The sequence below is a fragment of the Rhodococcus sp. P14 genome (genome assembly GCF_000256505.1).
Lineage (GTDB): Bacteria > Actinomycetota > Actinomycetes > Mycobacteriales > Mycobacteriaceae > Rhodococcus > Rhodococcus ruber.
This window is the reverse complement of sequence record NZ_AJFC01000185.1, coordinates 1-23729: the sequence shown is the minus strand read 5'-3', so window position 1 is coordinate 23729 and position 23729 is coordinate 1. Positions and strand designations below refer to the sequence as shown.

The 23729-nt window shown below is 72.8% G+C and carries 20 protein-coding genes; 5 read left to right on the top strand and 15 right to left on the bottom strand.

What is annotated here, in order from left to right:
- Positions 1-185: 185 nt before the first annotated feature.
- The 14 genes from OEY_RS0113515 to OEY_RS28440 form a co-directional block, all read right to left on the bottom strand.
- A complete protein-coding gene (locus OEY_RS0113515) occupies positions 186-920 on the bottom strand; it encodes a cell division protein FtsQ/DivIB (RefSeq protein WP_017681762.1) in 735 nt (244 codons plus the stop codon).
- On the bottom strand, positions 917-2449 hold the full coding sequence (gene murC / locus OEY_RS0113510) for a UDP-N-acetylmuramate--L-alanine ligase (protein WP_010594390.1): 1533 nt from the start codon (positions 2447-2449) through the stop codon (positions 917-919). Before murC ends, OEY_RS0113515 begins: the two co-directional genes overlap by 4 nt.
- A complete protein-coding gene (murG, locus tag OEY_RS0113505) occupies positions 2446-3600 on the bottom strand; it encodes an undecaprenyldiphospho-muramoylpentapeptide beta-N-acetylglucosaminyltransferase (RefSeq protein WP_010594389.1) in 1155 nt (384 codons plus the stop codon). Before murG ends, murC begins: the two co-directional genes overlap by 4 nt.
- Positions 3597-5087, bottom strand: coding sequence for a putative lipid II flippase FtsW (gene ftsW, locus OEY_RS0113500; protein ID WP_010594388.1), 1491 nt, complete (start codon positions 5085-5087; stop codon positions 3597-3599). The genes murG and ftsW overlap by 4 nt, the downstream gene beginning before the upstream one ends.
- Positions 5084-6589 (bottom strand): UDP-N-acetylmuramoyl-L-alanine--D-glutamate ligase, encoded by a 1506-nt coding sequence (gene murD / locus OEY_RS0113495; RefSeq protein WP_010594387.1) that lies wholly within the window; start codon positions 6587-6589, stop codon positions 5084-5086. Before murD ends, ftsW begins: the two co-directional genes overlap by 4 nt.
- Before the next feature lie 4 nt (positions 6590-6593).
- The gene (mraY, locus tag OEY_RS0113490; RefSeq protein ID WP_003934158.1) at positions 6594-7676 is read right to left on the bottom strand and encodes a phospho-N-acetylmuramoyl-pentapeptide-transferase; all 1083 of its coding nucleotides are present in this window, start codon (positions 7674-7676) and stop codon (positions 6594-6596) included.
- Positions 7673-9199, bottom strand: coding sequence for a UDP-N-acetylmuramoyl-tripeptide--D-alanyl-D-alanine ligase (locus tag OEY_RS0113485; RefSeq protein WP_010594386.1), 1527 nt, complete (start codon positions 9197-9199; stop codon positions 7673-7675). Before OEY_RS0113485 ends, mraY begins: the two co-directional genes overlap by 4 nt.
- Positions 9196-10782: a UDP-N-acetylmuramoyl-L-alanyl-D-glutamate--2,6-diaminopimelate ligase gene (locus OEY_RS0113480; RefSeq protein ID WP_043805392.1), complete on the bottom strand. Its 1587-nt coding sequence runs from the start codon at positions 10780-10782 to the stop codon at positions 9196-9198. The genes OEY_RS0113485 and OEY_RS0113480 overlap by 4 nt, the downstream gene beginning before the upstream one ends.
- 228 nt (positions 10783-11010) lie before the next feature.
- A complete protein-coding gene (locus tag OEY_RS0113475) occupies positions 11011-12858 on the bottom strand; it encodes a peptidoglycan D,D-transpeptidase FtsI family protein (protein ID WP_010594384.1) in 1848 nt (615 codons plus the stop codon).
- Between the two features lie 62 nt (positions 12859-12920).
- Positions 12921-13553 (bottom strand): hypothetical protein, encoded by a 633-nt coding sequence (locus OEY_RS0113470; protein WP_010594383.1) that lies wholly within the window; start codon positions 13551-13553, stop codon positions 12921-12923.
- A gap of 137 nt (positions 13554-13690) precedes the next feature.
- Positions 13691-14707: a 16S rRNA (cytosine(1402)-N(4))-methyltransferase RsmH gene (rsmH, locus tag OEY_RS0113465; protein WP_010594382.1), complete on the bottom strand. Its 1017-nt coding sequence runs from the start codon at positions 14705-14707 to the stop codon at positions 13691-13693.
- Between the two features lie 251 nt (positions 14708-14958).
- A complete protein-coding gene (gene mraZ / locus OEY_RS0113460) occupies positions 14959-15390 on the bottom strand; it encodes a division/cell wall cluster transcriptional repressor MraZ (RefSeq protein WP_010594381.1) in 432 nt (143 codons plus the stop codon).
- Positions 15391-15859: 469 nt separating this feature from the next.
- Positions 15860-16276 (bottom strand): DUF3040 domain-containing protein, encoded by a 417-nt coding sequence (locus OEY_RS0113455; protein ID WP_010594380.1) that lies wholly within the window; start codon positions 16274-16276, stop codon positions 15860-15862.
- 218 nt (positions 16277-16494) lie between these two features.
- Entirely contained in the window at positions 16495-16929 is a 435-nt protein-coding gene (locus OEY_RS28440; protein WP_043805390.1) for an SAV_6107 family HEPN domain-containing protein, read from the bottom strand.
- 286 nt (positions 16930-17215) lie between these two features.
- On the opposite strand from OEY_RS28440, the gene OEY_RS0113445 reads away from it, so the two are divergent.
- The 5 genes from OEY_RS0113445 to OEY_RS0113425 are packed head-to-tail and all read left to right on the top strand — an operon-like array spanning position 17216 to position 22088.
- Positions 17216-17815 carry a GNAT family N-acetyltransferase gene (locus OEY_RS0113445; RefSeq protein WP_010594378.1) on the top strand — a complete coding sequence of 200 codons (600 nt, stop codon included), beginning with the start codon at positions 17216-17218 and terminating at the stop codon, positions 17813-17815.
- A 10-nt stretch (positions 17816-17825) separates the two neighbouring features.
- Entirely contained in the window at positions 17826-19415 is a 1590-nt protein-coding gene (locus OEY_RS0113440) for a phytoene desaturase family protein (RefSeq protein ID WP_010594377.1), read from the top strand.
- The gene (locus OEY_RS0113435) at positions 19412-20218 is read left to right on the top strand and encodes a carotenoid biosynthesis protein (RefSeq protein ID WP_010594376.1); all 807 of its coding nucleotides are present in this window, start codon (positions 19412-19414) and stop codon (positions 20216-20218) included. Before OEY_RS0113440 ends, OEY_RS0113435 begins: the two co-directional genes overlap by 4 nt.
- A gap of 31 nt (positions 20219-20249) precedes the next feature.
- Complete coding sequence (locus OEY_RS0113430; protein ID WP_010594375.1) at positions 20250-20951, top strand: LppM family (lipo)protein; 702 nt, start codon at positions 20250-20252, stop codon at positions 20949-20951.
- Between the two features lie 3 nt (positions 20952-20954).
- Complete coding sequence (locus OEY_RS0113425; protein WP_010594374.1) at positions 20955-22088, top strand: glycosyltransferase; 1134 nt, start codon at positions 20955-20957, stop codon at positions 22086-22088.
- A 427-nt stretch (positions 22089-22515) separates the two neighbouring features.
- Here OEY_RS0113425 and metF read toward each other — a convergent pair whose 3' ends face one another.
- Entirely contained in the window at positions 22516-23484 is a 969-nt protein-coding gene (gene metF / locus OEY_RS0113420; protein WP_172603580.1) for a methylenetetrahydrofolate reductase [NAD(P)H], read from the bottom strand.
- Positions 23485-23729: the final 245 nt, after the last annotated feature.

The following is a 23729-nucleotide window of genomic DNA, read 5'->3' as shown; positions in this document are numbered from 1 at the left end:
GAGAAATCGGTCACGCTTCGATCATCATCGGTGAGGTACGGACAAACCCTCAACCACAGGTCGATGGTTATGTCAAGTATCTCGACTGGTGCGAAACGCTATGGCACTGTGGCGGCGATCCGCCAGCAGGCGCGCCGACGGCGCGCATGATTTTCGTCCTGGGGCCGCGATCGCCGTCCGCGTCGTCATCGCACCGTCGGCAGGTCGGGCGCCGCCACGTCGTAGGTCTGCCCCGGCTGGGTGAGCAGCGGCAGCACCACCCGGGCCTTGCGATCCGAGCGGTCCACCGTGCCCCACACCACGACCCGGCCGTCGTGCAGGGTGAGCGAGACCTCGGATGCCGACGGAGCGTTCACCTCCCCCACCTGCACACGCAGCTCGGGCGGCAGCGCCGCGAGCACCTCGATCGCCGCGGCCGTCGCCGGGTCGCCGGGACCGGGGGCGGGGGTGACCAGGCGTGGGGTCAGCATGGGCGGCGGCTCGACCGCGAAGTCCACCCCGTCGGCGTCGAGCGAGTGCGTGCCGTCGGGCGCGTCGACGAACACCACTGCCTCCCGCTCGGTCACCGTGACCCGCACGGTGGAGGGGTAGACGCGCTGGACCCGTACGGACGCGGCCCGCGGCAGCGCCGCGACCCGTTGCGCCGCCGCCGCCGTGTCGACCTGCAGCAGCGGTGTGCCCTCCGCGAGTTCGAGACGGGCCAGCACGTCCTCCTGCGGGATCGCCGTCGCCCCCACGACCTCGACGGTCCGCACGGACAGCAGCGGCGACAGCCACGCGATGCCGATCAGGCCGAGTACCGCCGCCACCACCGCCGCACCGATCAGCACCGTCCGCACCCGCACGGACCGGCCCGACGGCCGTCGCGCGGGCCGCGCCGCCCCGCGAGGGCGGATGCGGGTGGTGGCGGCGGGCGTCACGGACCGACCGGTCCCGGTCCGGCGGCAGCTCCCGGCCGCAGCCGGCCGGGCTTGCTGCGCAGGGCATCGAGAATCTGGCGCCCGAGCATGGTCACGTCCCCGGCACCCATGGTGATCACGACGTCGCCGGGACGGCTCAGTCGCGCGACCTGGCGCGGCACGAGGGACAGATCCGGCTGGTAGTGCACGGGCCTGGACACCGACTGCGCGACGAGGGCACCGCTCACGCCCGGTCGCGGCTTCTCGCGCGCCCCGTAGACGTCCAGGACCACGACCTCGTCGGCGAGGTCGAGGGCCGCGCCGAACTCGGTCGCGAAGGTCTCGGTGCGCGAGTACAGGTGTGGCTGGAAGACGACGATCACGCGCGGCCGCTCGGTGCCCGTCTCGGTGTAGCGGACCGGCTCGCCGGCGACCAGCTCCGCGGCCGCGGCGAGAACCGCGCGGACCTCGGTGGGATGGTGGGCGTAGTCGTCGAACACCCGCACGCCGTGTTCGCGGCCGCTGTACTGGAATCGCCGATGCACCCCGCCGAAACCGGCCAGACCCTCGACCGCCTCCTCGACCGGGGCGCCCGCCTCGAGGGAGGCGAGCAGTGCGGCGAGCGCGTTGAGCGCCATGTGCCGGCCGGGAACGGACAGCCGCACCGTGCGCGGTGCCGCCTCGTCGGCCAGGTGGAACTCGGCCACTCCCCCGACGTCCTTGGCCTCCCAGTTGAGCAGACGCACCCCCACCCGCACCCCGTCGACCTCGGCGCCGTCACCGGTCGCCGCCGCCGTGCCGTATCCGGTGACGCGCAGGTCGTCCGGGCGACGGGCCGTCGCGCGTCGCGCCAGGGCGGCCGAGCCGGGGTCGTCGAGGCAGGTCACGAGCAGCCCACCGGGGGCGATACGGTCGACGAAGTCGTCGAACACCTGCACGTACGCCTCTTCGGTGCCGAAGAAGTCGAGGTGGTCGGCCTCGATGTTGGTCACGATCACCACGTCGGGGTCGTACTGGAGGAGCGAACCGTCGCTCTCGTCGGCCTCGGCGACGAACACGTCCCCGCTGCCGTGGTGCGCGTTGGTGCCCGACTCGTTGAGTTCGCCGCCCACGGCGAAGGACGGGTCGAAGCCGCAGTGCTGCAGAGTCACCACCAGCATCGAGGTCGTCGACGTCTTGCCGTGCGTGCCGGCGACCAGGAAGGTGCGGTGCCCGCGCATCAGTGCGGCCAGCACCGCCGGGCGCATCAGGACGGGAACACCGCGTTCGCGGGCGGCGACCAGCTCGGGATTGTCCTGGGGGATCGCGGCGTGCGTCGTCACCACGGCGGTGGGGCCGCCCTCGAGCAGGTCCAGCGCGCTTGCGTCGTGTCCGATGCGCACCGAGGCGCCGCGCGCACGCAATGCCAGCACGCCGCGGCTCTCCTTCGCGTCCGATCCGGAGACCTTCCCGCCGCGAGCGAGCAGGATCCGGGCGATGCCGGACATCCCGGCCCCGCCGATGCCTACCATGTGCACCCGCTCGAGCTCCGGGGGCAGCTGCTCGCTCATCGATCACTCCTGTTCGCTTCCACGCCTGCGACGTCCAGCACGATCCGCGCCACCTCGGCGGCGGCGCTGCGGTGGCCCGCTCCTGCCGCCCGCCGTCCCATCTCGGCCAGGCGGGTGGCGTCACGCAACAGCGGGATCACCGTGTCGGCCACGAACGCCGGGGTCAGTTCCTCGTCCGCCACGATCATCCCACCTCCGGCCGCCACCACCGGCCGGGCGTTGAGTTCCTGCTCTCCGTTGCCGTGCGGCAACGGCACGTACACCGCCGGCAACCCCACCGCGGACACCTCGGCGACGGTCATCGCACCGGAGCGGCAGATCACCGCGTCGGCAGCGGAGTACGCCAGGTCCATCCGTGTCAGGTAGGGCACCGCGACGTAGGGACAACGGTCGTGCTCGGGACGTGCCGGCACGTCGACGGTGTTCTTGGGGCCGTGGGCGTGCAGCACGGCGATGCCCGCGGCGGCGAGCTGCCCGGCGGCACCCGAGACGGCCTCGTTGAGCGAGCGGGCGCCCTGCGAACCGCCGAACACCAGGAGCACCGGCCCGTCCGGGGGCAGCCCGAAGTGGGCCCGGGCCCGGGCGCGCAGCGCGGCGCGGTCCAGCCCCGTGATGGACGACCGGACGGGGATGCCGACGATCTCGGCCTCGCCGCGGCGCACGATGCCCGACCCCGGGACCGCGGCCAGGACGCGGGCCGCGCGCACAGCCCCGATCTTGTTGGCGATACCGGCGCGGGCGTTGGCTTCGTGGACGACGACGGGGATGCGGCGCCGACGGCGCAGCGGCCCGGCACCGGCGGCCAGGTACGCGGGCAGCGCCACGTAGCCGCCGAATCCGACGACGACGTCGGCGTGCACGTGGTCGAGCACCTCGCGGGTCCGGCGAACCGAGGCGAGGACCCGCGCCGGCAGTCGGGCCAGGTCGGCGGTGAGCTTGCGGGGCAGCGGCACCGGGGGGACCAGTTCGAGGGGATAGCCGCGCTGCGGCACGAGGGTGGTCTCCAGTCCCCGTTCGGTGCCCAGCGCGGTGATCGTCGCGGTCGGCACCAACTCGCGGATCGCGTCGGCGACCGCGAGGGCCGGCTCGATGTGCCCGGCGGTACCGCCCCCGGCCACCACCACGGACAGGGCAGACTGCTCGCCGCTCACCTACGGTTTCCTCGCTCTCCGGTTCGTCCGTCTCTGCTGTCGGTCGTGCGCGCCGGGCGTCTCGCCCGGCGAGGGGCCTGGTCCCGCGGCGTCGCGGACTGTGTCGTGCGCCCGCGCGCGCGTTCGTGAGATGCGCGTTCCGGTGGGGCCGGCCGCTTGCGGACCGCCGTGCCGCTGCCCCGCTCGGCGCCGGCCCGGCGCGGCTCGGCCCGGGCGGGATCGGCACGCCGGTCGAGTCGCACGGCCTCGCCGCGCGCCGGGGTGTACTGCTCCGGTTTCGGCAGCCGCAGCAGCCGTCCGAAGCGGCCGTCCTGCCCGGCGTGCAGGGCGGCGACGGCCTCCGGTTCGTGCCGGGCCGCGTTGGCGATCAGACCGAACATCAGCAGCGTCGTCGCAGTGGAGGTGCCGCCGGCCGAGACCAGCGGAAGCTGCAGTCCGGTCACGGGCAGCAGTCCGACGACGTAGCCGATGTTGATGAACGCCTGTCCGATGATCCAGGTGGTGGCGGTGGCGGTGAGCAACCGCAGGAACGGATCGACCGAGCGCAGCGAGATCCGCAGGCCGGCGTACGCGAACAGACCGAACAGGCCGATCACGGCCAGGCCGCCGAGGAAACCGAGCTCTTCACCGATGATGGCGAAGATGAAGTCGTTGTGGGCGTTGGGCAGGTAGCTCCACTTGGCGCGGCTCTGTCCGAGCCCGCGGCCCCAGAATCCGCCGTCGGCCAGGGAGAACTTCGCCTGGCGTGCCTGGTAGCCGATGCCCTGGGGGTCCGCGCCGGGGTTGAAGAAGGCCCGTACACGTGCGGACCGGTACCCGGCGGTCAGGGCGAGGAGCACCGCGAGCCCGGCGGCGGTACCGACGATCGTCAGGAACACCCGCAGCCGCAGACCCGCGAACCAGAGCAGCGCCAGGACGATGATCGCGAGCGAGACGGTGGTGCCCAGGTCCGGCTGGAGGATGATCAGCAGGGTGACCACGAGGGTGGCCGGGACCAACGGAATCATCATCTCGCGGGTGCTGGAGCGCTCCGCGCGGCGCGACGCGAGCAGGTGCGCACCCCACACGGCGATGGCGATCTTGGCCAGCTCGGAGGGCTGCAGCGACACGCCGGCGACGACGAACCACCCGCGGGTGCCCTGCGACTCCGTGCCGATGCCGGGGATGAGCACCAGGACCAGCAGCACGACGGTGACCGCGAACGCCGGGAACGAGAACCGGCGCAGCACCCGCACCGGAACGATCAGGGCGAGGTAGAAGATGACCAGGCCGAGAGCCGCGAAGATCGCCTGCGAGGTGAACAGGCCGTAGGCCGAACCGTTCGTGGCGACGGCCTCGACACTCGACGACGACAGGACCATCACCAGGCCCAGCACGGTGAGCAGCACCGCGATCGTGACGACCAGGTGGAACGAGGCCAGGGGCCGGGCCAGCCACAGCCCGACCCGGTTCCGCGCCGCCCCGTCGGCGGGCTGCGGCGCGTTCACCGCCGCGTCCCGCCCCCGCGCAGTTGCTCGACCGCGGCGGCGAACGCGCGACCACGCTGCGCGTAGTCGGCGAACATGTCCAGCGACGCCGCGGCCGGCGCCAGCAGCACGGTGTCCCCCGCCGTCGCCAGCGACGCCGCCTCGCGCACCGCGGTCCGCATGGCCTCGGGCCCGTCCACACCCGCGAGCGCCACCCGGCGTGCCGTAGTCGGGACCGTCCCCGGTTCGCTCGTGCTCATCGGTCCATCGTCGCGCGTGTCGAGGACGACCACGGGGACGTCGGGGGCGTGTCGCGCGAGCGCGTCGGCGATGCGGTCGGCGTCCCGGCCGAGCAGCACCACCCCGGCGAGACGGGGGGCGACCTCCGCCACCAGGTCGTCGACGTGGGCGCCCTTGAGCAGGCCGCCGGCGACCCATACCACCCGGTCGTGGGCGAGCAGCGACGTGCGCGCCGCGTGCGGATTGGTGGCCTTCGAATCGTCGATGTACGCGACGCCGTCGACGGTGCCGACGGGGGCGGCGCGGTGCGGTCCGACGCGGTGCCGGCGCAGACCGTCGTGCACGGCGGAGGCGGGGACGTCGATCGCCCGGGCCAGTGCCGCGGCGGCGAGCGCGTCGGACAGGCCGGCGGGCCCGGCCGGGGTCACGTCGGCGACCGCAGCGAGCACTGCGGAGTCGGCGAACGCGCGGTCGACCAGAACGTCGCCACTGATGCCGAGCTCACCGGCCTGCGGGTAGCCGAGGGTGAAGCCGACCGTGACGACGGCCCGCGACCGGTCGCGCAGGCTCCCGGCGATCGGATCGTCGAGGCCGAGCACGCCGACGGTGCCGGCCAGCGCTCGCGCCTTGGCGTCGATGTAGCCCGCCATCCCGCCGTGCCAGTCCAGGTGGTCCTCGGCGATGTTGAGGATCACGCCGGCCTCGGGCCGCACCGACGGCGCCCAGTGCAGCTGGAACGACGACAGTTCGACGGCGAGGACGTCGGCGCGGGGTTCTGTGCGGCGCAGCGCGTCGAGCACGGGCAGGCCGATGTTGCCGCACGCCACGGACGCGAGCCCCGAAGCCTCGAGAATCGACTGCAGCATCATCGTCGTCGTGGTCTTGCCGTTGGTGCCGGTGACGACGAGCCAGCGCCGCGGCGGGCCGTAGATCTCGGCCTGGTCGATGCGCCAGGACAGTTCGATGTCCCCCCAGATCGGCACGGCCGCCCCCGCGGCGTGCGAGAGCAGCGGTGCGTCCGGCGCGAAGCCGGGGCTGGTCACGACCAGGGCGTATGCATGCAGCGACGAGGCGTCCGCGACGAGGTCGTCGAGATCGACGGTGTCGGCACCGAGTTCGCGGCAGCGCGCGAGGGCCTGCGGGTCGCGGTCGGCCACGGTCACCGCCGCGCCGAGGTCCGCGAGGGGCCCGAGGGTGGCGCGGCCGGACATCCCGCCCCCGGCGACGAGCACGCGGGCGCCGCGGAGCCGGTCGAGGTCTTGGCGGCGCAGTTCGTCAGTCACGGTGTCAGTCCCCGATCGCCGCTAGGTATTCGCTGTAGAACAGGGCCATGCCGATGGCCGAGGCGATGGCCGCGAGCAACCAGAACCGGATGATCACCGTCGTCTCGGCCCAGCCGCCGAGTTCGAAGTGGTGATGGAACGGCGCCATCCGGAACACGCGACGCCGGCTGGACCGGAACACCGCAACCTGAATGACCACGGACGCCGCCTCGGCGACGAACAGGGCACCGATGACGACCATCAGCAGCTCGGTGCGCGTCGTGACGGACAGACCCGCGAGCATGCCGCCGAGGGCGAGCGAGCCGGTGTCCCCCATGAAGATCTTCGCGGGGGCGGCGTTCCACCACAGGAAACCGATGCACGCGGCGGCGCCGGCGGCGCACAGCAACGCCAGGTCGAGCGGGTCCCGTACGTCGTAGCAGCCCTTGCCGGGGTCGGCGACGCACGAGTTGCGGTACTGCCAGAACGTGATGATCACGTAGGCGCCGAGTACCAGGCTCATCGATCCCGCGGCGAGGCCGTCGAGGCCGTCGGTGAGGTTGACGGCATTGGACCACGCGCTCACGAGCAGGTACACGAAGAGGATGAACACCACCGCACCCATCGAGACCGTGGCGATGTCGCGCACGTAGGACAGGTGGGTGCTGCCGGGGGTGAGCCCGTCGCCGTTGCGGAACTGCAGGGCGAGGATGCCGAAGGCGACGGCGGCGACGAGCTGGCCGACCAGTTTGGCGGTCTTGTTCAGGCCCAGGTTGCGCTGCTTGCGGATCTTGATGAAGTCGTCGAGGAAGCCGACGCCGCCGAGCGCGGTGGTCAGACCCAGCACGAGCAGGCCCGAGGCCGACGGTCCCTCCGCGCCCTCGTAGGCCAGGCCGATGGCGTGCGCGCCGAAGTAGCCGGCCCACAGGCCGGCGAGGATCGCCACGCCGCCCATCGTCGGGGTGCCGCGCTTTGACTGATGGCTCTGCGGTCCCTCGACGCGGATCTCCTGGCCGAATCCCTGCCGCGAGAACGCCTTGATCAGCACCGGCGTCAGCAGGATCGACACCGCCAGTGCGATTCCCGCGGCGAAGAGGATCTGTCTCACCGTGCGGCCTCCGTTTCCGTTCCTGCCGTGCCCACCGATCCTGCGAGGATCGCCTCCGCCACCGTCCACAGCCGGACGGACTGCGAGGCCTTGACCAGCACCAGGTCGCCGGGCTGCAGTTCGCGCTCGAGGAGCGCGATCGCCGCGTCGGCGTCGGGGACGTGGGTCGCCTCGTCGCCCCAGGATCCTTCCATCACCGCACCCTGGTAGAGACCGCGGACCGGACGCGTCGCGCCGACCGCGACGATGCGGGTGACGTCCAGGCGCACCGCGAGCCGGCCGATCGCGTCGTGCTCGACGACCGACTCGTCCCCGAGTTCACCCATCTCCCCCAGCACCGCCCAGGTCCGGCGCGGGCTCTCGCCCGCGCGCGCCATCGTCACCAGCGCCTTGAGCGCCGCGCGCATCGAATCGGGGTTCGCGTTGTAGGCGTCGTCGACGACGGTGACGCCGTCGGCGCGGGTGCGCACGTCCATGCGGTGCGCCGACACCGCGCCGGCGCCGCCGAGCGCGGTCGCGACCTGCTCGAGGGTGGCGCCGCACTCGAGGGCGACGGCCGCGGCCGCGAGGGCGTTGCCGATGTGGTGCTCGCCGTGCACCGCGAGGGTGACCGCGGCGCGGCGCTCGGTGTCGCCGTCGCGCACGACCAGGGTGAACGTGGGCCGGGCGTGCTCGTCGAGGTGGACGTCGGTCGCCCGGACGTGCGCGGCCGGGTCGCTGCCGACGAACACGACGCGGGCACGGGTGCGGGGCGCCATCGCGGCGACCAGCGGATCGTCGGCGTTGAGGATCGCCACGCCGCCCTCCGCGGCGGGCGGCAGGGCTTCGACGAGCTCGCCCTTCGTCCGCGCGATGACCTCCCGGGAACCGAATTCCCCCAGGTGGGCGGTGCCGACGTTGAGTACCGCCCCGATCCGTGGCGGGGCGACGGTGGCGAGGGCCGCGATGTGCCCGGGTCCGCGCGCCGACATCTCCAGGACCAGGAACCGGGTGTCGGGGGTCGCGCGCAGCGCCGTCCACGGATGTCCGAGTTCGTTGTTGAAGGAGCCGGGCGGTGCGACGACGGGACCGAGCGGCGCGAGCACCGCCGCGAGCAGGTCCTTCGTGGAGGTCTTGCCGGCGGAGCCGGTGACGCCGACGACGGTCAGTCCGGCCGCGGTGAGTTCGTCGACCGCGGCGCGGGCGAGGGCACCCAGCGCGGCGAGCACCGCGGCGCCGGAACCGTCGGCGTCGTGCTCGAAAGCCAGCGAGTTGGTCTCGACCGGCGGCACCGGCGGCACCACGACGGCGGGCACACCCACCGGCCGGGCGGCGAGCACCGCGGCGGCACCGGCGGCGATCGCCTCGGCGGCGTGATCGTGCCCGTCGGAACGGGCTCCCGGCAGGGCGAGGAACAGCCCGTGCGGGGTGACCTTGCGGGAGTCGAACTCGACGGTGCCCGTCACCTCGACGGCCGGGTCGTCGACGTCGTGCAGTGTCCCGCCGACCACCTCCGCGATGCGGGCGAGTGTCATCGGGATCATCGGGTGCCTCCGTACTGCTCGCTACCTGCGCCGGTGAACCGGTCGATGGCCGCGGCGAGCACCTCGCGGTCGTCGAAGGGGTGCTTGACCCCGTGGATCTCCTGACCGGTCTCGTGGCCCTTGCCGGCCACGAGGACGATGTCGCCCGGACGTGCCCAGCGCACGGCCGCTTCGATGGCAGCCGCCCGGTCGCCGATCTCGCGGACCTGTCCCCGCTGGTGGTCGGGGACGGCGCGGGCACCGGCGAGCACCGCGGCCCGGATGACCTCCGGGTCCTCGGTGCGGGGGTTGTCGTCGGTGACGACGAGCAGGTCCGCTCCCCGGGCTCCGACCTCACCCATCAGGGGCCGCTTGCCGTGGTCCCGGTCGCCGCCGGCGCCGACGACGACGGCGAGGCGGCCACCGCCCGCCCGCCCGCGCAGCGTCGCGACGACGGCCTCGAGCGCAGCAGGCTTGTGCGCGTAGTCGACGACGGCGAGGAATCCCTGACCGCGGTCGACCCGCTCGACGCGCCCGGGCACGTCGACGTCGGCGATGCCCGCGGCCGCGGCGTCGACGTCGACCCCGGCGGCCGCGCACACCGCGACGGCGAGGGCGGCGTTGGCGACGTTGAAGTGGCCGGGCAGGCGCACCGCAACGCGCCGCTCGGCGGCGTCGGGGCCGGTGAGGGTGAACGTCTGGGAGCCGGACGGATCGGTGCGCACCGCCGTCGCGGTCCAGTCGGCCGCGCCGGTGGTGGCGACGGTGCGCACGGCGTCGGGCTCGGCGGGGTGGGCGGCCCGGGCGATCTCCGCCATCCGCACGCCCCACTCGTCGTCGACGCACACGACGGCGCGGTGCGCCCGTACGGGCGAGTCCGCCGCGAACAACCGGGCCTTCGCGCCGAAGTAGTCGTCGAGGTCACGATGGAAGTCGAGGTGGTCCTGGGACAGGTTCGTGAAGGCACCGACCGCGAAGCGGACCCCGGCGACCCGGCCGAGGGACAGGGCGTGGCTCGAGACCTCCATCACCACGGTGTCGATGCCCTGCTCGCGCATGGCCGCGAACAGGGCGTGCAGTTGCGGAGCCTCGGGGGTGGTGAGCGCGCTGGGTACGCGCCGGCCGGCGAGCCGGGTCTCGATGGTGCCCACCAGGCCGGTCACCCGCCCGGCCGCGGCGAGTCCCGCCTCGACCAGATAGGAGCTGGTGGTCTTGCCGGAGGTGCCGGTGATCCCGACGACCTGGATGTGCTGCGACGGTTCGCCGTAGACGGCGGCGGAGACGATGCCGAGGACCGACCGCGGATCCGGATGGATCAGCACCGGCACGGGACGGGTGACGACGGCGGCGAGGCGTTCGCAGCCGGCGGCGTCGGTGAGGACGGCGACGGCGCCGCGCTCCAGCGCCTCCGCCGCGTACTCGGCGCCGTGCGCGCGGGCGCCCGGCAGGGCGGCGAACAGGTCACCGGGCCGCACCCCCTGGGCGCGGAGGTCGACCCCGGTCACGGACACGTCGGCGACGGGAGTCGTGGCGGCCGCGACGCCCGGTTCGACGGTGCCGACGGTCGCGCCCACGGCGGCAGCAAGGTCGCGGAGTGGCGTCACCGGTGGATGCTCGGGTCTCAGGCCGCCTCCCGGCGGGGACGGGTCCGGACTCGACGGCACAGGCACCAGGCTCCTCTCGCTCCGCGGCAGTGTCTCTGCCGTTCTTCGTACTCCCGCGGCCGCCATGTGCCCGGGCTCGACCGCGGTGTCACGGTACCGACGTGTCAGGTTACCGACGGGTGGCGGCGGCGCCGACAGGTGCTCGGCGATCGACCGCACCCGCGCGGCTCAGTCCACCTGCAGGATCAGTTTGCTGCCCGGGTCGGCCGACAGCGGCACGCCCTCGCGCTGCAGCAACCACGAGGCGATCGTGTGGAACAGCGGTGCGGCGGACTGGCCGCCACTGCCGTCGGCGCTGCGGGTGGGCGCATCGAGCATGATGCCGATCACGTAGCGGGGACGGTCGGCGGGCGCGATCCCGGCGAAGGTGATCCAGTAGTTCGAGTTCGAGTAGCACTTGCAGGCCGGGTCGACCTGCTGGGCGGTGCCGGTCTTGCCCGAGACCTGGTAGCCCTCGATCGCGGCCGGGGTACCGGTGCCGCGCTGATTGCCGGTGTCGTCCTGCACCACGGCTCGGAACATGTCGCGCACCGTGGCGGCGGTCTGCGGGCTGACCACCCGCACCGGCTCCGGCCGGGGTGTTTCGGTGCGGGTGCCGTCCGGGGCCACGACGGCGCGGACAACGCGCGGCGGGATCCGCTCGCCGTCGTTGGCGACGGCCTGGTAGATCCCGGCCATCTGCAGCAGCGTCATGGACAGACCCTGCCCGATCGGCAGGTTGGCGAACGTGCCACCGGACCACTGCTCGCGACTGGGCACGCTGCCGGCGGACTCGCCGGGCAGGCCCACGTCGGTGCGCTGCCCGAGGCCGAACAGGTCGAGCATCTGCGCGAACCGGTCCTCACCGACCCGTTCGGCGAGCATCAGAGTCCCGACGTTGGAGGATTTTCCGAACACACCGGTCGTGGTGTAGGGCACGACGCCGTGGTCCCATGCGTCCTTGACGGTGACGCCGGCCATCCGGATCGTGCCGGGCACCTGCAGCACCTCGTCCGGGGTGGTGAGCCCGTCCTCGATCGCGGCGGCGGCGGTGACGATCTTGTTCACCGATCCCGGTTCGAAGGGGGTGCTGACGGCGGGGTTGCCGAGTTCGGCGTCCTTCGGGTTGTTGCCGACCCCGATCGAGGGGTCGAACGTACCGTCGTTGGCCATGGCGACGACCTCGCCGGTCCGGGCGTCGAGCACGACGGCGGAGGCGTTCTTCGCCCCGGACAGGTCCTTGGCCCGCTGAACCTGCTGCTGCACGTAGTACTGGATGTCGGAATCGATGGTCAGCTCCACCGCGGAGCCGTCGACGGCGGGCTGCTGATCGCGCCAGCTGCCGGGGATCACCGCGCCGTCGGAGCCCCGATCGTACGTCGACGAACCATCGGTGCCGGCGAGCACGGAGTCCATGGCGTCCTCGAGGCCGAGGAGGCCGTGCCCGTCCCAGCCGGTCGCACCGACGAGATTGGCGGCGAGCGCACCGCCGGGATACAGCCGGATGTCCTGACGCTCGAGACCCACCCGGTCGTATTCGTCGACGATCGCGGTGGCAACCGCCGGGTCGACGCCTCGCGCCAGATAGACGAACGTCTCGTCGCTGCGCAGCTTGTCGAGGATCGCGTCCTCGGGAGCGGCCGCGCCCAGCGCCTCGTGGATCGCGGCGGCGACGCCTTCCAGATACGCGTCGGTCTCGGGCTGGGTCGGGTCCTCGGCCCGCGCCTCGTCGAGTTCCCGCCGCACCCGCACGGGCTGGAACGTCAGCGCCTTGGCCTCCATCGTGTAGGCCAGCGGATTGCCGTTCCGGTCGGCGATGGTGCCGCGGGTGGCGGGCTCGACGAGCCGCGTCGTGCGCTGGCTGGCCGATTCGGCGGTCAACTGCGGAGCCTGGACGACCTGCACCCACAGCAGTTGTGCGGCCGCGACCCCGAGCGCCAGGAACATCACCGCGCGGCCGTACCGGTAGCGGAACCGGAACCCGGTGGTGTCGGCCCCGCCGGAGACCCGGCGGGAGCGGGCCCGCCGGACGGGCATCGGCCGGCGGGAGGGGGCGGGGCGGCCGCGGACCGGCCGGGAAGACGGTGGGGTCCCTCGCCTCACCGGCGCCCGTCCTCGGCTTGCGTCGCAGGGGTCACGGGCACCAATTGTTCCGGCTGACCGGGTGCGGCCCCGGCATTGCCGGGCGACGGCGTGGCGGACTCGGGTGCCGGGGCAGACTCGGCGGACGGCGGAGTGAGCGGGGATGTCGTCGCGGTGGGAGCCTCACCGCCGGCAGCACCGGAGGGCGCGGCGGACCGATCGGCGCCGGCCGACGGGGTCACCGGTCGCGGGTTCTCGCTGCCCGCGCTGCCCGCGAGGGGTGGAAGCTGCGCCCGGGTCCGGTCATCGGGGGACGGCGGGTTCAGCGGCGCGGCCGGAGCCCCCTCGGCGGGTGCGGGCGTTCCCACCACCCGTACCCCGCCGTCGTCCCCGACGACGAGCCGGGCGACCTCACCGGTGGGGATCATGCCGAGCTTCGCGGCCTGCATCGCCAGCACCGGCGCCGAGTTGCCGGCCTGGACGTCGCGCTGCAGGACGGCGCGCTCCTGGACGAGGCGCTGGTTGTAGTCGCGCGCGGCGCTGAGCTGGTAGGAGTCCTCCGCGGCGCGCGTGGTCAACAGGAGGGTCACGGCCATGCCGATCCCGAGGAGAGCGATGATGGTGGCCACGAACGGAATTCGCGCCGCCACACGACCGCTGCGGCGGGCCCGGGCGGGGGTCGTCGACTCCGCGGCCAGATGTGCCGTACGCCGACTGCGCCGCTGATAGGCGCGCTGGGCGGCCGTCGATCGCGCCGGACGGCGGGCAGGTGCTGCCACCTGTACGGTCATCGGTACCTCCTGGCGATTCGTTCCGCGGCACGCAGGCGCACCGGCGCCGAACGCGGGTTTGCCTCGATCTCCTGCTCCGTCGCCCGTTCCGCGCCGCGGGTAAGCACCCGCAGCTCGGGCTCGGTACCCGGAAGTTCCACCGGGAGGCCCTCGGGGCTCTTCGACTTCGTCAGCGGCGTGAGGATCTGCTTGACCACACGATCCTCGAGGGACTGGTACGACATGAACACCACCCGTCCCCCGACGGCGAGCGCATCCAGGGCGTCCGGGATCGCGGCCCGCAGCGAGTCGAGTTCGCCGTTGACCTCGACGCGCAGCGCCTGGAACGTGCGCTTGGCGGGATGCCCGCCGGTTCGGCGGGACGCGGCCGGGATGGTCCGGTAGAGCAACTCCACCAGCTCCCCGCTCGTGCGCAGCGGCGCCTTCGCCCGCTGGCGCACGATCTCCGAGGCGATCTTCCCGGCGAACCGCTCCTCCCCGTAGGTGCTGAGGATGCGGGCGAGGTCGCCGTGGCTGTAGGTGTTGAGGACGTCGGCCGCGGTCATCCCCGTGGTGGGGTCCATGCGCATGTCCAGCGGGGCGTCGCGGGAGTAGGCGAAGCCCCGCTCGGTCTCGTCGAGCTGCATCGAGGACACGCCGAGGTCGAACAGGATCGCATGGACGGATCCGACCCGATCCAGTCCGCAGGAGGCGAGGGCGTCGGCGATGCCGTCGTAACGGGTGTGCACGAACTGCGTGCGGTCGGCGTACGGTGCGAGCCGCCGGCGGGCGACGGCGAGGGCGTCGGGGTCGCGATCGAGTCCGATCAGGTGCGCCCCCGGGTAGGTGCGCAGGAAGTGCTCGGAGTGTCCGCCGAGACCGAGGGTGGCGTCCACGTAGATCGCGCCCGCACCGGCGGCTTCGAGGGCGGGGCCGAGCAACTCGTCGGCGCGGTCGAGCAGAACGGGGACATGACCGAAGCTCTCCGGACTCGCGGCCTCCGGAATCGCCGCCGCGTCCTGCCCCTCCGCCATTCTTCCTCCGGTTGTCCTGCTCGGTTCGTGGGCGATCGGATCGTGGCTTCGGTGGGGGTCGCGGCGGGGTCCGGAGACGACCGCGGCGAATGCATCGAGGTCTCTGTCCGAACTGGAAACCTGGCGTTGGGGAAGTACGTCAGGGTTCCGTTTCACGAACCTGGCACTGGGGAAGTGTGTCAGGGTCGCTGTCGGGCAGAGGCCTCGCGGCACTCGCCGCGGTGGCACTACGGTCGTTGCTGCGGTTCCGGTCACAGAATGTCGTGCAGGGCCTCGTCTCTCGCTTCGGAAAATTCTTCCTCGTGCTCGGCGAGGTACTGCTCCCACGCCGCCGCGTCCCAGATCTCCAGATGTTTGACGGCACCGATCACGACGCAGTCCTTCGTGAGTCCCGCGTACTTGCGGTGGGCCGCGGACAGGGTGATCCGGCCCTGCGCATCGGGACGTTGCTCGTCGGTTCCCGCCGCCAGGCTCCGAAGGAACGCGCGGGCCTGCGGATTACTCCGCGAGGCCGCGGCGGCACGCTCGGCCAGGGCGGCGAACTCGTCGCGCGGGAAGACGGAAAGGCTGTGGTCCTGACCCTTCGTGATCATCAGCCCTCCCGCCAGTTCGTCTCGGTACTTCGCGGGCAGCGTGAGCCGCCCCTTGTCGTCCAGCTTGGGCGTGTGGGTACCGAGGAACACTCGACACCCCCCGCCACGCCCCGGCCGGACCCTGTCCTTCGCTCGACGGAGGAACCCCTCCGCCGCGACCCACACTACCCCACTTTCCCCCACGTTCAACCGCTTACGCGCCCACGCGCGGCGCCGTTTTCCGACCGTCCGCAGTTCACGGCGGGTGGGGCGGAGTGGGTGACGACGACGAGGCCGGTGCCGCCGCGCCGCGGGAGACTCGGGCCCGCCGCGAGACGACGGACTCGGGCCCGGGAGAACACCCTGGTCGCCTCGGCCTCGACGGCCGCTCACCGGAGCCGGGCGCCGCAGTGGGGCGCGGTGGGGCACGGCGGCGAGGGGGCGGTGGGGAGAGGTGGGGGACGACGGTCGGGTGCGGTGGGGGCGGCGGGCCGCCCGCCGCCGCGCCGGGAGAAGCCGAACGGCGCGCCCCGGTTACCGGGACGCGCCGTTCATGGGAACTCGCGTGAAGTACTGCGCGCTACTCCTGCTCGAAACGCCGACGGAAGCGGTCCTCCATCCTCTTGCTGAACCCTCCGCCGGACTTGCGGCCGCCGCGGGATCTACCTTCCGCGGGACCGCGACCTGATCCGCGGGGACCGTCGCCGACGCCTGGACCGCGCTTGCCTCCGAGGAGGAGCAGGACCCCCGCGCCGAACATGACGATGAATCCGACGAGACTGATGATCGGGAACCCGCCCGGCTTCACCGGGAGGGCGACGCCCGCGATCAGCAACGCCAAACCCAGTGCGAACAACGCGCCGGCCTGGAGCCGACGCCGACTGGACGCCATCCCCATCCGGCTTCCCCGGACGGTAGAGGCGAACTTGGGATCCTCAGCATAGAGCGCGCTCTCGATCTGTTCGAGCATGCGCTGCTCGTGCTCGGAGAGTGGCACGGTACCTCCCCCGGCACTAAACGGTGGCCGCCGGATCTGCGGTCCAGATCGACGGGGGGCCGACTTTGACGGCCGCCTGGCTCAATAATACGAGTACATCCCGGCGGGGACCACCAACTGCGGATTCGAGTTCGATCACGGTTCCGAAGGACCTGCATACGAGAGGCCGACGGACCCGGCCCGGGCCGTCGAACGACCCGGGCTGCGTCGCGCATCGATCATGCGCTGCGGCGGCCGGCTCCGGAGCCGGGTTCTGCGCCCCCCGAGCGGTCGTCGGCGCCGGTCAGGTAGTCCTCGACCTCGTGGAGGAAACGGCCCACCTCGTCGTAGAAGCGGCTCGCCTCGTCGGCAGGTACGGAGCGGGTGACCCCCGCCTCGATCGCCGCGCGCGTGTCGGAACGATCGGCGAAGAAGTCGGCCCAGACCGCGAATCCCGGCTCCGCGCGCGCCATGAGCACCCACGCGTTGCGAGTGCGGGGCCGACGCGCCGGCCGGTGGACCGCCCGCAGTTCGGCCCCCGCGAGTACGGCCCCGGCCCCGCGCAGCGCGGCGAGATACGCCAGATGGAACCGCTCGGACGGCTCCGGGGTGCCGGCGGCGGCCGACAGCAACTCGTCCGCGCGGTCGAGCAGGGTTGCCGCGCGCGAGGACACCGGGCGGGCGGCGCAGTCCGGACGGCCGACGGCCCGCGGACCGGTAGCACCCGACGGTGTGGCAGCCGACGGTGTGGCAGCGGACTGTGTGGTTCGTGCCGCGGTCATCATTCCGAACACCTCCCTGCACCCCGCCGGGCACCGGCCGGGTCACGGCCCCGACGATCCGGTGATGTTCGCTTCCCTCGAACATCACCGGATCCCCGGTATCGAACATCCGTTCGACGTATTCAATATAGCTGCACCTACCGACACGCAGTCAAGGGAAGGCGGTCCAGTCCCCGTCATGAGTACGGATGCGACCCCGCGGGGCGCGGCACCGATCGTCGTCGATCTCTCCGCCGCCGAGTTCCGCGCGCGACTGCCCGAGGTGCTGCCCATCTACGTGGCCGCCATGCGATACCCGCGCGGCACCGAGTACCACCGTGCGCCCATGTGGTCCGAACACTCCGCCCGCCCGGGATGGAAGGCCGTCGCGGCGGCTCTGCCGGAGGAGCCGTCGACGCTCGTCGCGATCGCCTACGGCTATTGCGGGTCACCACACCAGTGGTGGAACCAGCAGGTGCGGACCGGGATGCGCCACGCCGGCTACCCCCCGGAGACGATCGACGCCGTCCTCGGCGACTACTTCGAACTGACCGAGCTGCACGTGCGGCCGGACGCCCAGGGTCACCGTATCGGCGAGGCGCTCCTGCGCCGGCTGCTGAGCGACCGTCCCGAGCGCACGGTGCTGCTGTCGACTCCCGAGGCACCCGGCGAGGACAACAGGGCCTGGCGGTTGTACCGGCGATTCGGGTTCCGCGACGTCGTCCGCCACTTCCGGTTCACCGGGGACGCCCGTCCCTTCGCCGTCCTGGGCCGGGACCTTCCGCTCGAAGGTCCGTAGCGTGGACAGGGTGATCGACGCGGTCGTAGTGGGTTCCGGGCACAACGCCCTGGTGAGCGCGTGCTACCTCGCCCGCGCGGGCCGGTCCGTGGAGGTGCTCGAGCGGGACACCGTACTCGGCGGCGCCGTGTCGACCGTGGAACGCTTCCCGGGGCACGCGGTCGACCGCGGTTCGTCGGCGCACGTCATGATCCGGCACACCGGCATCGTCGAGGAACTCGATCTGGCCGCGCACGGCCTGCACTATGTCGACTGCGACCCGTGGGCGTTCGCTCCCGCCCCGGCGGGCAGCGACCGCCCGGGGATCGTCTTCCATCGCGATCTCGACCGCACGTGCCGATCCGTCGAGGCCGCGTGCGGTCCACGCGAGGCCGACGCCTACCGCCGCTTCGTGACGGTGTGGGGTCCGCGCAGCGCCCGCGTGATGCGCTCGTTCTCGGCGCCGCCGACCGGCCGGCACCTGCTCTCGTCCTTCTGGGGTCTCGACACCGGCAGCGGCGGTAGCGACCTCTCCCGCCAGTTCCTCGGCACCGGCGACGCCCTCCTCGACGAGTACTTCGACGACGAACCGCTCAAAGCCGCCCTCGCCTGGTTCGGCGCCCAGTCCGGGCCCCCGATGTCCGAGCCCGGCACCGCACCCATGGTCGGCGTCGCGGCGTTGATGCACACCCTGCCGCCCGGCCGGGCGATCGGCGGGAGCGGCGCGCTGACGCAGGCCCTGGCCGCCCGTCTCGGGTCCGACGGTGGCGTCGTCGCGCTCGGCGACGCCGTCACCGAGATCCGCCGCGCCGGGGACGGCTGGGCGGTCCGCACAGATTCCGGACGGGTCGTCACCGCGCGCGCCGTGATCGCCGGTTGTCACGTGCTGACCACGTTCGATCTGCTCGAACGCGGCGGATTCGACCGCGCCCGCCTCGACGCGTGGCGGCGACGGATCCGCGTCGGTCCGGGTATCGGCATGGTGGTACGCCTGGCGACCGACGCGCTGCCCCGGTATCCGAGTGGTCCCGCCGATGCCGCCGAGACCGTGCGCGGTCTGCAGCTGCTCGTCGAGGACCGGGCCCGGCTCCGCCTCGCGCACGGCGCCGCCCTGGCGGGGGAACTGCCGCCGCGACCGGCCGTGCTGGCCATGAGTTTCACGGCGCTCGATCCGTCGATCGCCCCGCCCGGCGAACACCAGGTGACCCTGTGGTCGCAGTGGCACCCGTACCGGCTCTCCGGCGGCCGGCAGTGGTCCGCGCTGGCCGAGTCGGAGACGGATCGGATCGTCGCCGAGATGGAGCGGTTCGCGCCCGGCTTCGCCGGCTCCGTCCGGCACCGGCACATCCAGACGCCGCACGAGATCGAACGCGAACTGGGCCTGCTCGGCGGCAATGTCATGCACGTGGAGATGTCGCTGGACCAGATGTTCATGTGGCGGCCGCTGCCGGAGCTGTCCGGGCACCGGGTCCCGGGCGCCGACGGGGTCTATCTGACCGGCGCGTCCACCCACCCCGGGGGCGGGGTCTCCGGCGCGAGCGGACGCGCTGCCGCGCAGCGCGCGCTCGCCGATTCCGCGGGTGGCCCGGTGCGCCGTGCGCTGGGGCGGTGGCGTCGATGAACCGGCTTCCCGTCGTTCTCGCCGGCGGTGCCATCGCCGCGCAGATCGCCTACCCGCTGACCTCCGGCCAGGCCCGCGACCTCGTCACCGTCGCCGTGGTCACCCTCCTCGCGGCCGCCGGGCTCGCGCACGCGGCGACGCGACGCGGCCCGGTCTGGACCGCCGGATTCTTCGCGATCACGGCAGGTGTCGGCTTCGCCTCCGAGGTGGTGGGCACGGCGACCGGGTACCCGTACGGCTGCTACGCATACGCCGTCGACCGGCTCGGTCCCGCGCTGTTCGACGTGCCCCTCGTGGTGCCGCTCGCCTGGACGGCGGGGATGTACCCGGTCTGGTACGTGGCTTCGCTGCTCGCCGGGCGCGGCGGGATCTCGCGGCCGGACGGGAACCGCGAGCGGGTGACCCGCATCGCACTCACCACGGTGGGGATGGTCGGCTGGGACCTGTACCTCGATCCGCAGATGGTCTCCGACGGTCAGTGGAGCTGGTGCAACGGCGGCGGCCTGCCCGGTCTCGAGCAGATCCCGCTCACCAACTACCTCGGCTGGATCGTCGTCGCCACGCTGATGGCCGTGGGATTGGATCTGCTCGACCGGACCGGACCGGTGCAGCCGGGCACCGACACCGTCCCACTGGTGCTGTTCCTGTGGACGTGGCTCGGGTCCGCGCTCGCCCACAGCGTCTTCCTGGGCGTACCCGAGCTGAAGTACTCGGCTCTCTACGGGGCGGCGGTCATGAGTACGCTCGGCGTCCCGCTGCTGTGGTCCCTGCGGCGACGCGCCGGGGTAGGGGCTCGCGTCTGACACGTCCCCCCGCTCCTGGCACGATGTCGCTGTGCAGCCGCCCACCTCGCCCCGCTCCCGCCGCCGGTCCCTCGCGGCGGCGGCGCTCCTGCTCCTGCTCGTCCCTGTCCTCGCCGGGTGCCTGCGGGTGCAGGCGACGATGGGGGTCTCGGCCGACGACCGCGTCTCCGGGCAGATCGTGGCCGCGACGATCCCCGCCGACGAGAACGACAAGGGACCGCAACTGACGGCTCCCGACTCGCTCGCCGGCAAGGTCCGCGTGCAGGAGTACGACCAGGACGGGTACGTCGGTAGTCAGGTGTTCTTCAGTGATCTGAGCTTCGGGGACGTGCAACAGCTGGGGTCGATGTCGGACCAGACCTCGGGCACCTTCCAGCTCGCGCTGCAGCGCGCCGGCGACCTGGTGAGCGTCAACGGCAAGGTCGACCTCGAGTCGGTACCCGTCCAGGGCACCGACGTGCAGATCACGATCGCGTTCCCGGCCCGGGTCGCGACGACCAACGGCAACCGTGACTCCGATTCGATCGTCACGTGGAAGCTGCCGGCCGGGGAGGTGAGCACGTTGCGCGCCGAGGTCCGCTACGCCGATCCGAACACCAGGGGATTCGCCGGCTGGGCAGGCATCGTCGCCGGTGTCACGACGGGTGTCGCGGCGATCATCGGAGCGCTCGCCTGGATGAACCGCAACCCCGCTCCCCCGCGGCGAGCTCGCGACGACGCGACGGCGTCGTAGGCGATGCGGGCGCTGGTCGGCGTCGTCCGTGCCGGGGCCGTCGCCGCGACACTGGGAGCCGCCGTGGCTGTCGCCAATCGCCTCACCCTGCCCAGGCTCGCCCCCGGCGCTGTCGTCGACGAACCGGTGACGGTGATCGTCCCCGCCCGCAACGAAGCCCGTCGCCTGCCCCCGCTCGTCGCGGATCTGCGCGCCCAGCGCGGTCTGCGCCGGCTGCGGGTGGTGATCTTCGACGACGACTCGGTCGACGGCACGACCGAGGCGGCCCGGCTCGCGGCCGGGGACGATCCCCGCGTCACGGTGATCCGCTCGACCGCGCCACCACCCCCCGGGTGGACGGGCAAGGCCGCGGCGTGCGCACGTGCCTACGCGGCCACCGATCCGTCCGGCGTGGTCGCCTTCGTCGACGCGGACGTGCGGTTGGCCCCGGGTGCAGTGGCGGCCGCGGTGACCGTGCTGCGCGACCGCCGGGCCCACCTGCTCACCCCGTGGCCCTTCCAGCAGGCCGGGTCCGCCGCCGAACGCCTCGTACAGCCGCTGCTGTTCTGGTCCTGGTTCGCGACGCTGCCGATCGCGGTGTCCCACCGCTCGAACCGACCGTCGATGGCGGTCTCGTGTGGTCAGTTCCTGGTGTTCGACGCGTCGGCGTACGCCGCCGTGGGCGGACACGTCGCCGTCGCGGCCAGCCCCACCGAGGACCTCGACCTCGCCCGGGCTCTGCGCCGGTCCGGACGGCGCACCATGGTGGCCGCGGCCGGCAACCTCGCGTCCTGCCGTATGTACGAGGGCGCAGCGCCGCTGCGCGCCGGATACACGCGTTGGCTGTGGTCGGCATTCGGTTCCCCCGCCGGGTCCGCGGCGGTGCTCGTCGCTGCCGCGGTGACCTACGTGCTGCCGCCCGTGGCGGTTGTTCTCGGTCCCGGACCGGCCCGGCGCTGGGGGGTCGTGGGCACCGCCGCGGCGATCGTGTCCCGGACCGTGGCCCGGGCGACCGAACGCGGCAGCCCCGACCGGTCCGACGTGGCGGCCGGCTGCACCCACCCGTTCGGGGTGTGCGCGTTCGCGGCGCTGGCGATCGACTCGCTCCGTGCGCGACGCACCGGCCGGCTCGGCTGGAAGGACAGGCCCCTGCCCTGAGTGCCCCTGCCCTGAGTGCCCCTGCCCTGAGTGCCCCTGCCCTGAGTGCCCCTGCCCTGAGTGCCCCTGCCCTGAGTGCCCCTGCCCTGAGTGCCCCTGCCCTGAGTGCCCCTGCCCTGAGTGCCCCTGCCCTGAGTGCCCCTGCCCTGAGTGCCCCTGCCCTGAGTGCCCCTGCCCTGAGTGCCCCTGCCCTGAGTGCCCCTGCCCTGAGTGCCCCTGCCCTGAGTGCCCCTGCCCTGAGTGCCCCTGCCCTGAGTGCCCCTGCCCTGAGTGCCCCTGCCCTGAGTGCCCCTGCCCTGAGTGCCCCTGCCCTGAGTGCCCCTGCCCTGAGTGCCCCTGCCCTGAGTGCCCCTGCCCTGAGTGCCCCTGCCCTGAGTGCCCCTGCCCTGAGTGCCCCTGCCCTGAGTGCCCCGCTCCGAGCGTCCGGTCAGACCGCCGTGGGCACCGCGATGCCGAGACGGGCGAGCACTTCGCGGGTGGCCCGCGCGAAGTTCAGGGTGATGAAGTGCAGGCAGGGCGCGCCCTCGGCGATGAGCCGCTCCGCCATCTCGGTGGCGACGTCGATGCCCACTTCCCGCACGGCGGCACGGTCCTCCTCCGGGCCGTTCCCGGCGGCCCGGACGAGGCGCTCTTCGAGGGTGGCCGGCAGCTTCGACCCGGACAGCTCGAGGCTGCGCCGCGCCGTGCGCAATGACGTGATCGGCATGATCTCCGGGATGATCGGTTTGGCTCCCTGCTCCGGATCGTAGGCCACGACCCGGTCCCGCAGTCGCAGGTAGTCCTCGACGTCGAAGAACATCTGGGTGATCGAGTACTCGGCGCCCGCGCGCAGCTTGTGGACGAGATACCGCGTGTCGTGCTCGAGGTCCGGGGAGCGGTGGTGCGCCTCGGGGAACGACGCCACCCCCACATGGAAGTCACCGAGGTCGCGGACCAAACGGACGAGTTCCTCCGCGTACTCGAGCCCCTGCGGATGCCGGGTCCATTCACCCAGCGGATTGCCCGGCGGGTCACCTCGCAACGCGAGGATGTTGGTGATACCGCGATCGGCGTAGGCACCGACCATGGCGCGCAGTTCGTCGATGCTGTGCCCGACGGCGGTCAGGTGCGCGACCGGCAGGAGCGTGGTTTCCTGCGCCAGCTGGCCGGTGACCCGCACGGTGCGGTCCCGGGTGGAACCACCCGCTCCGTACGTCATCGACACGAAGGCCGGGCCGAGGCGTTCGAACTCGCGCACGGCGCGCCACAGGCGCGCCTCCGCGTCGGCGTCGCGCGGCGGGGAGAACTCCACCGAGAACGGGATGCGTGCGCCGCGGGGCGCACGGAGACGGTCCACCACCGACGGCGTACGGGATTCTCCACCGCCGACCGGCCCGCTGTCGGAATCGAATGTCACCCGACCAGCATAGGGGCACGTCGGAGCGGGCCGAACCGGGGCAAGCCCCCCGGCCGCCGGATAGGCTGGGCGCGGGTGGACTCGGCGCGTTTCGTCGCGCGATCGGGCCGCCCCCGCCGTCGCCCGACGGGCCGCTCCACACACGACCAGGAGGACGCCCTGTTCACCGGATCCGAACCCGTGCCCACCGCCTTGTTCCCCGATCTCGTGGAGGGCGCCCTGCGCGACTTCTTCGTCTCGCGGAT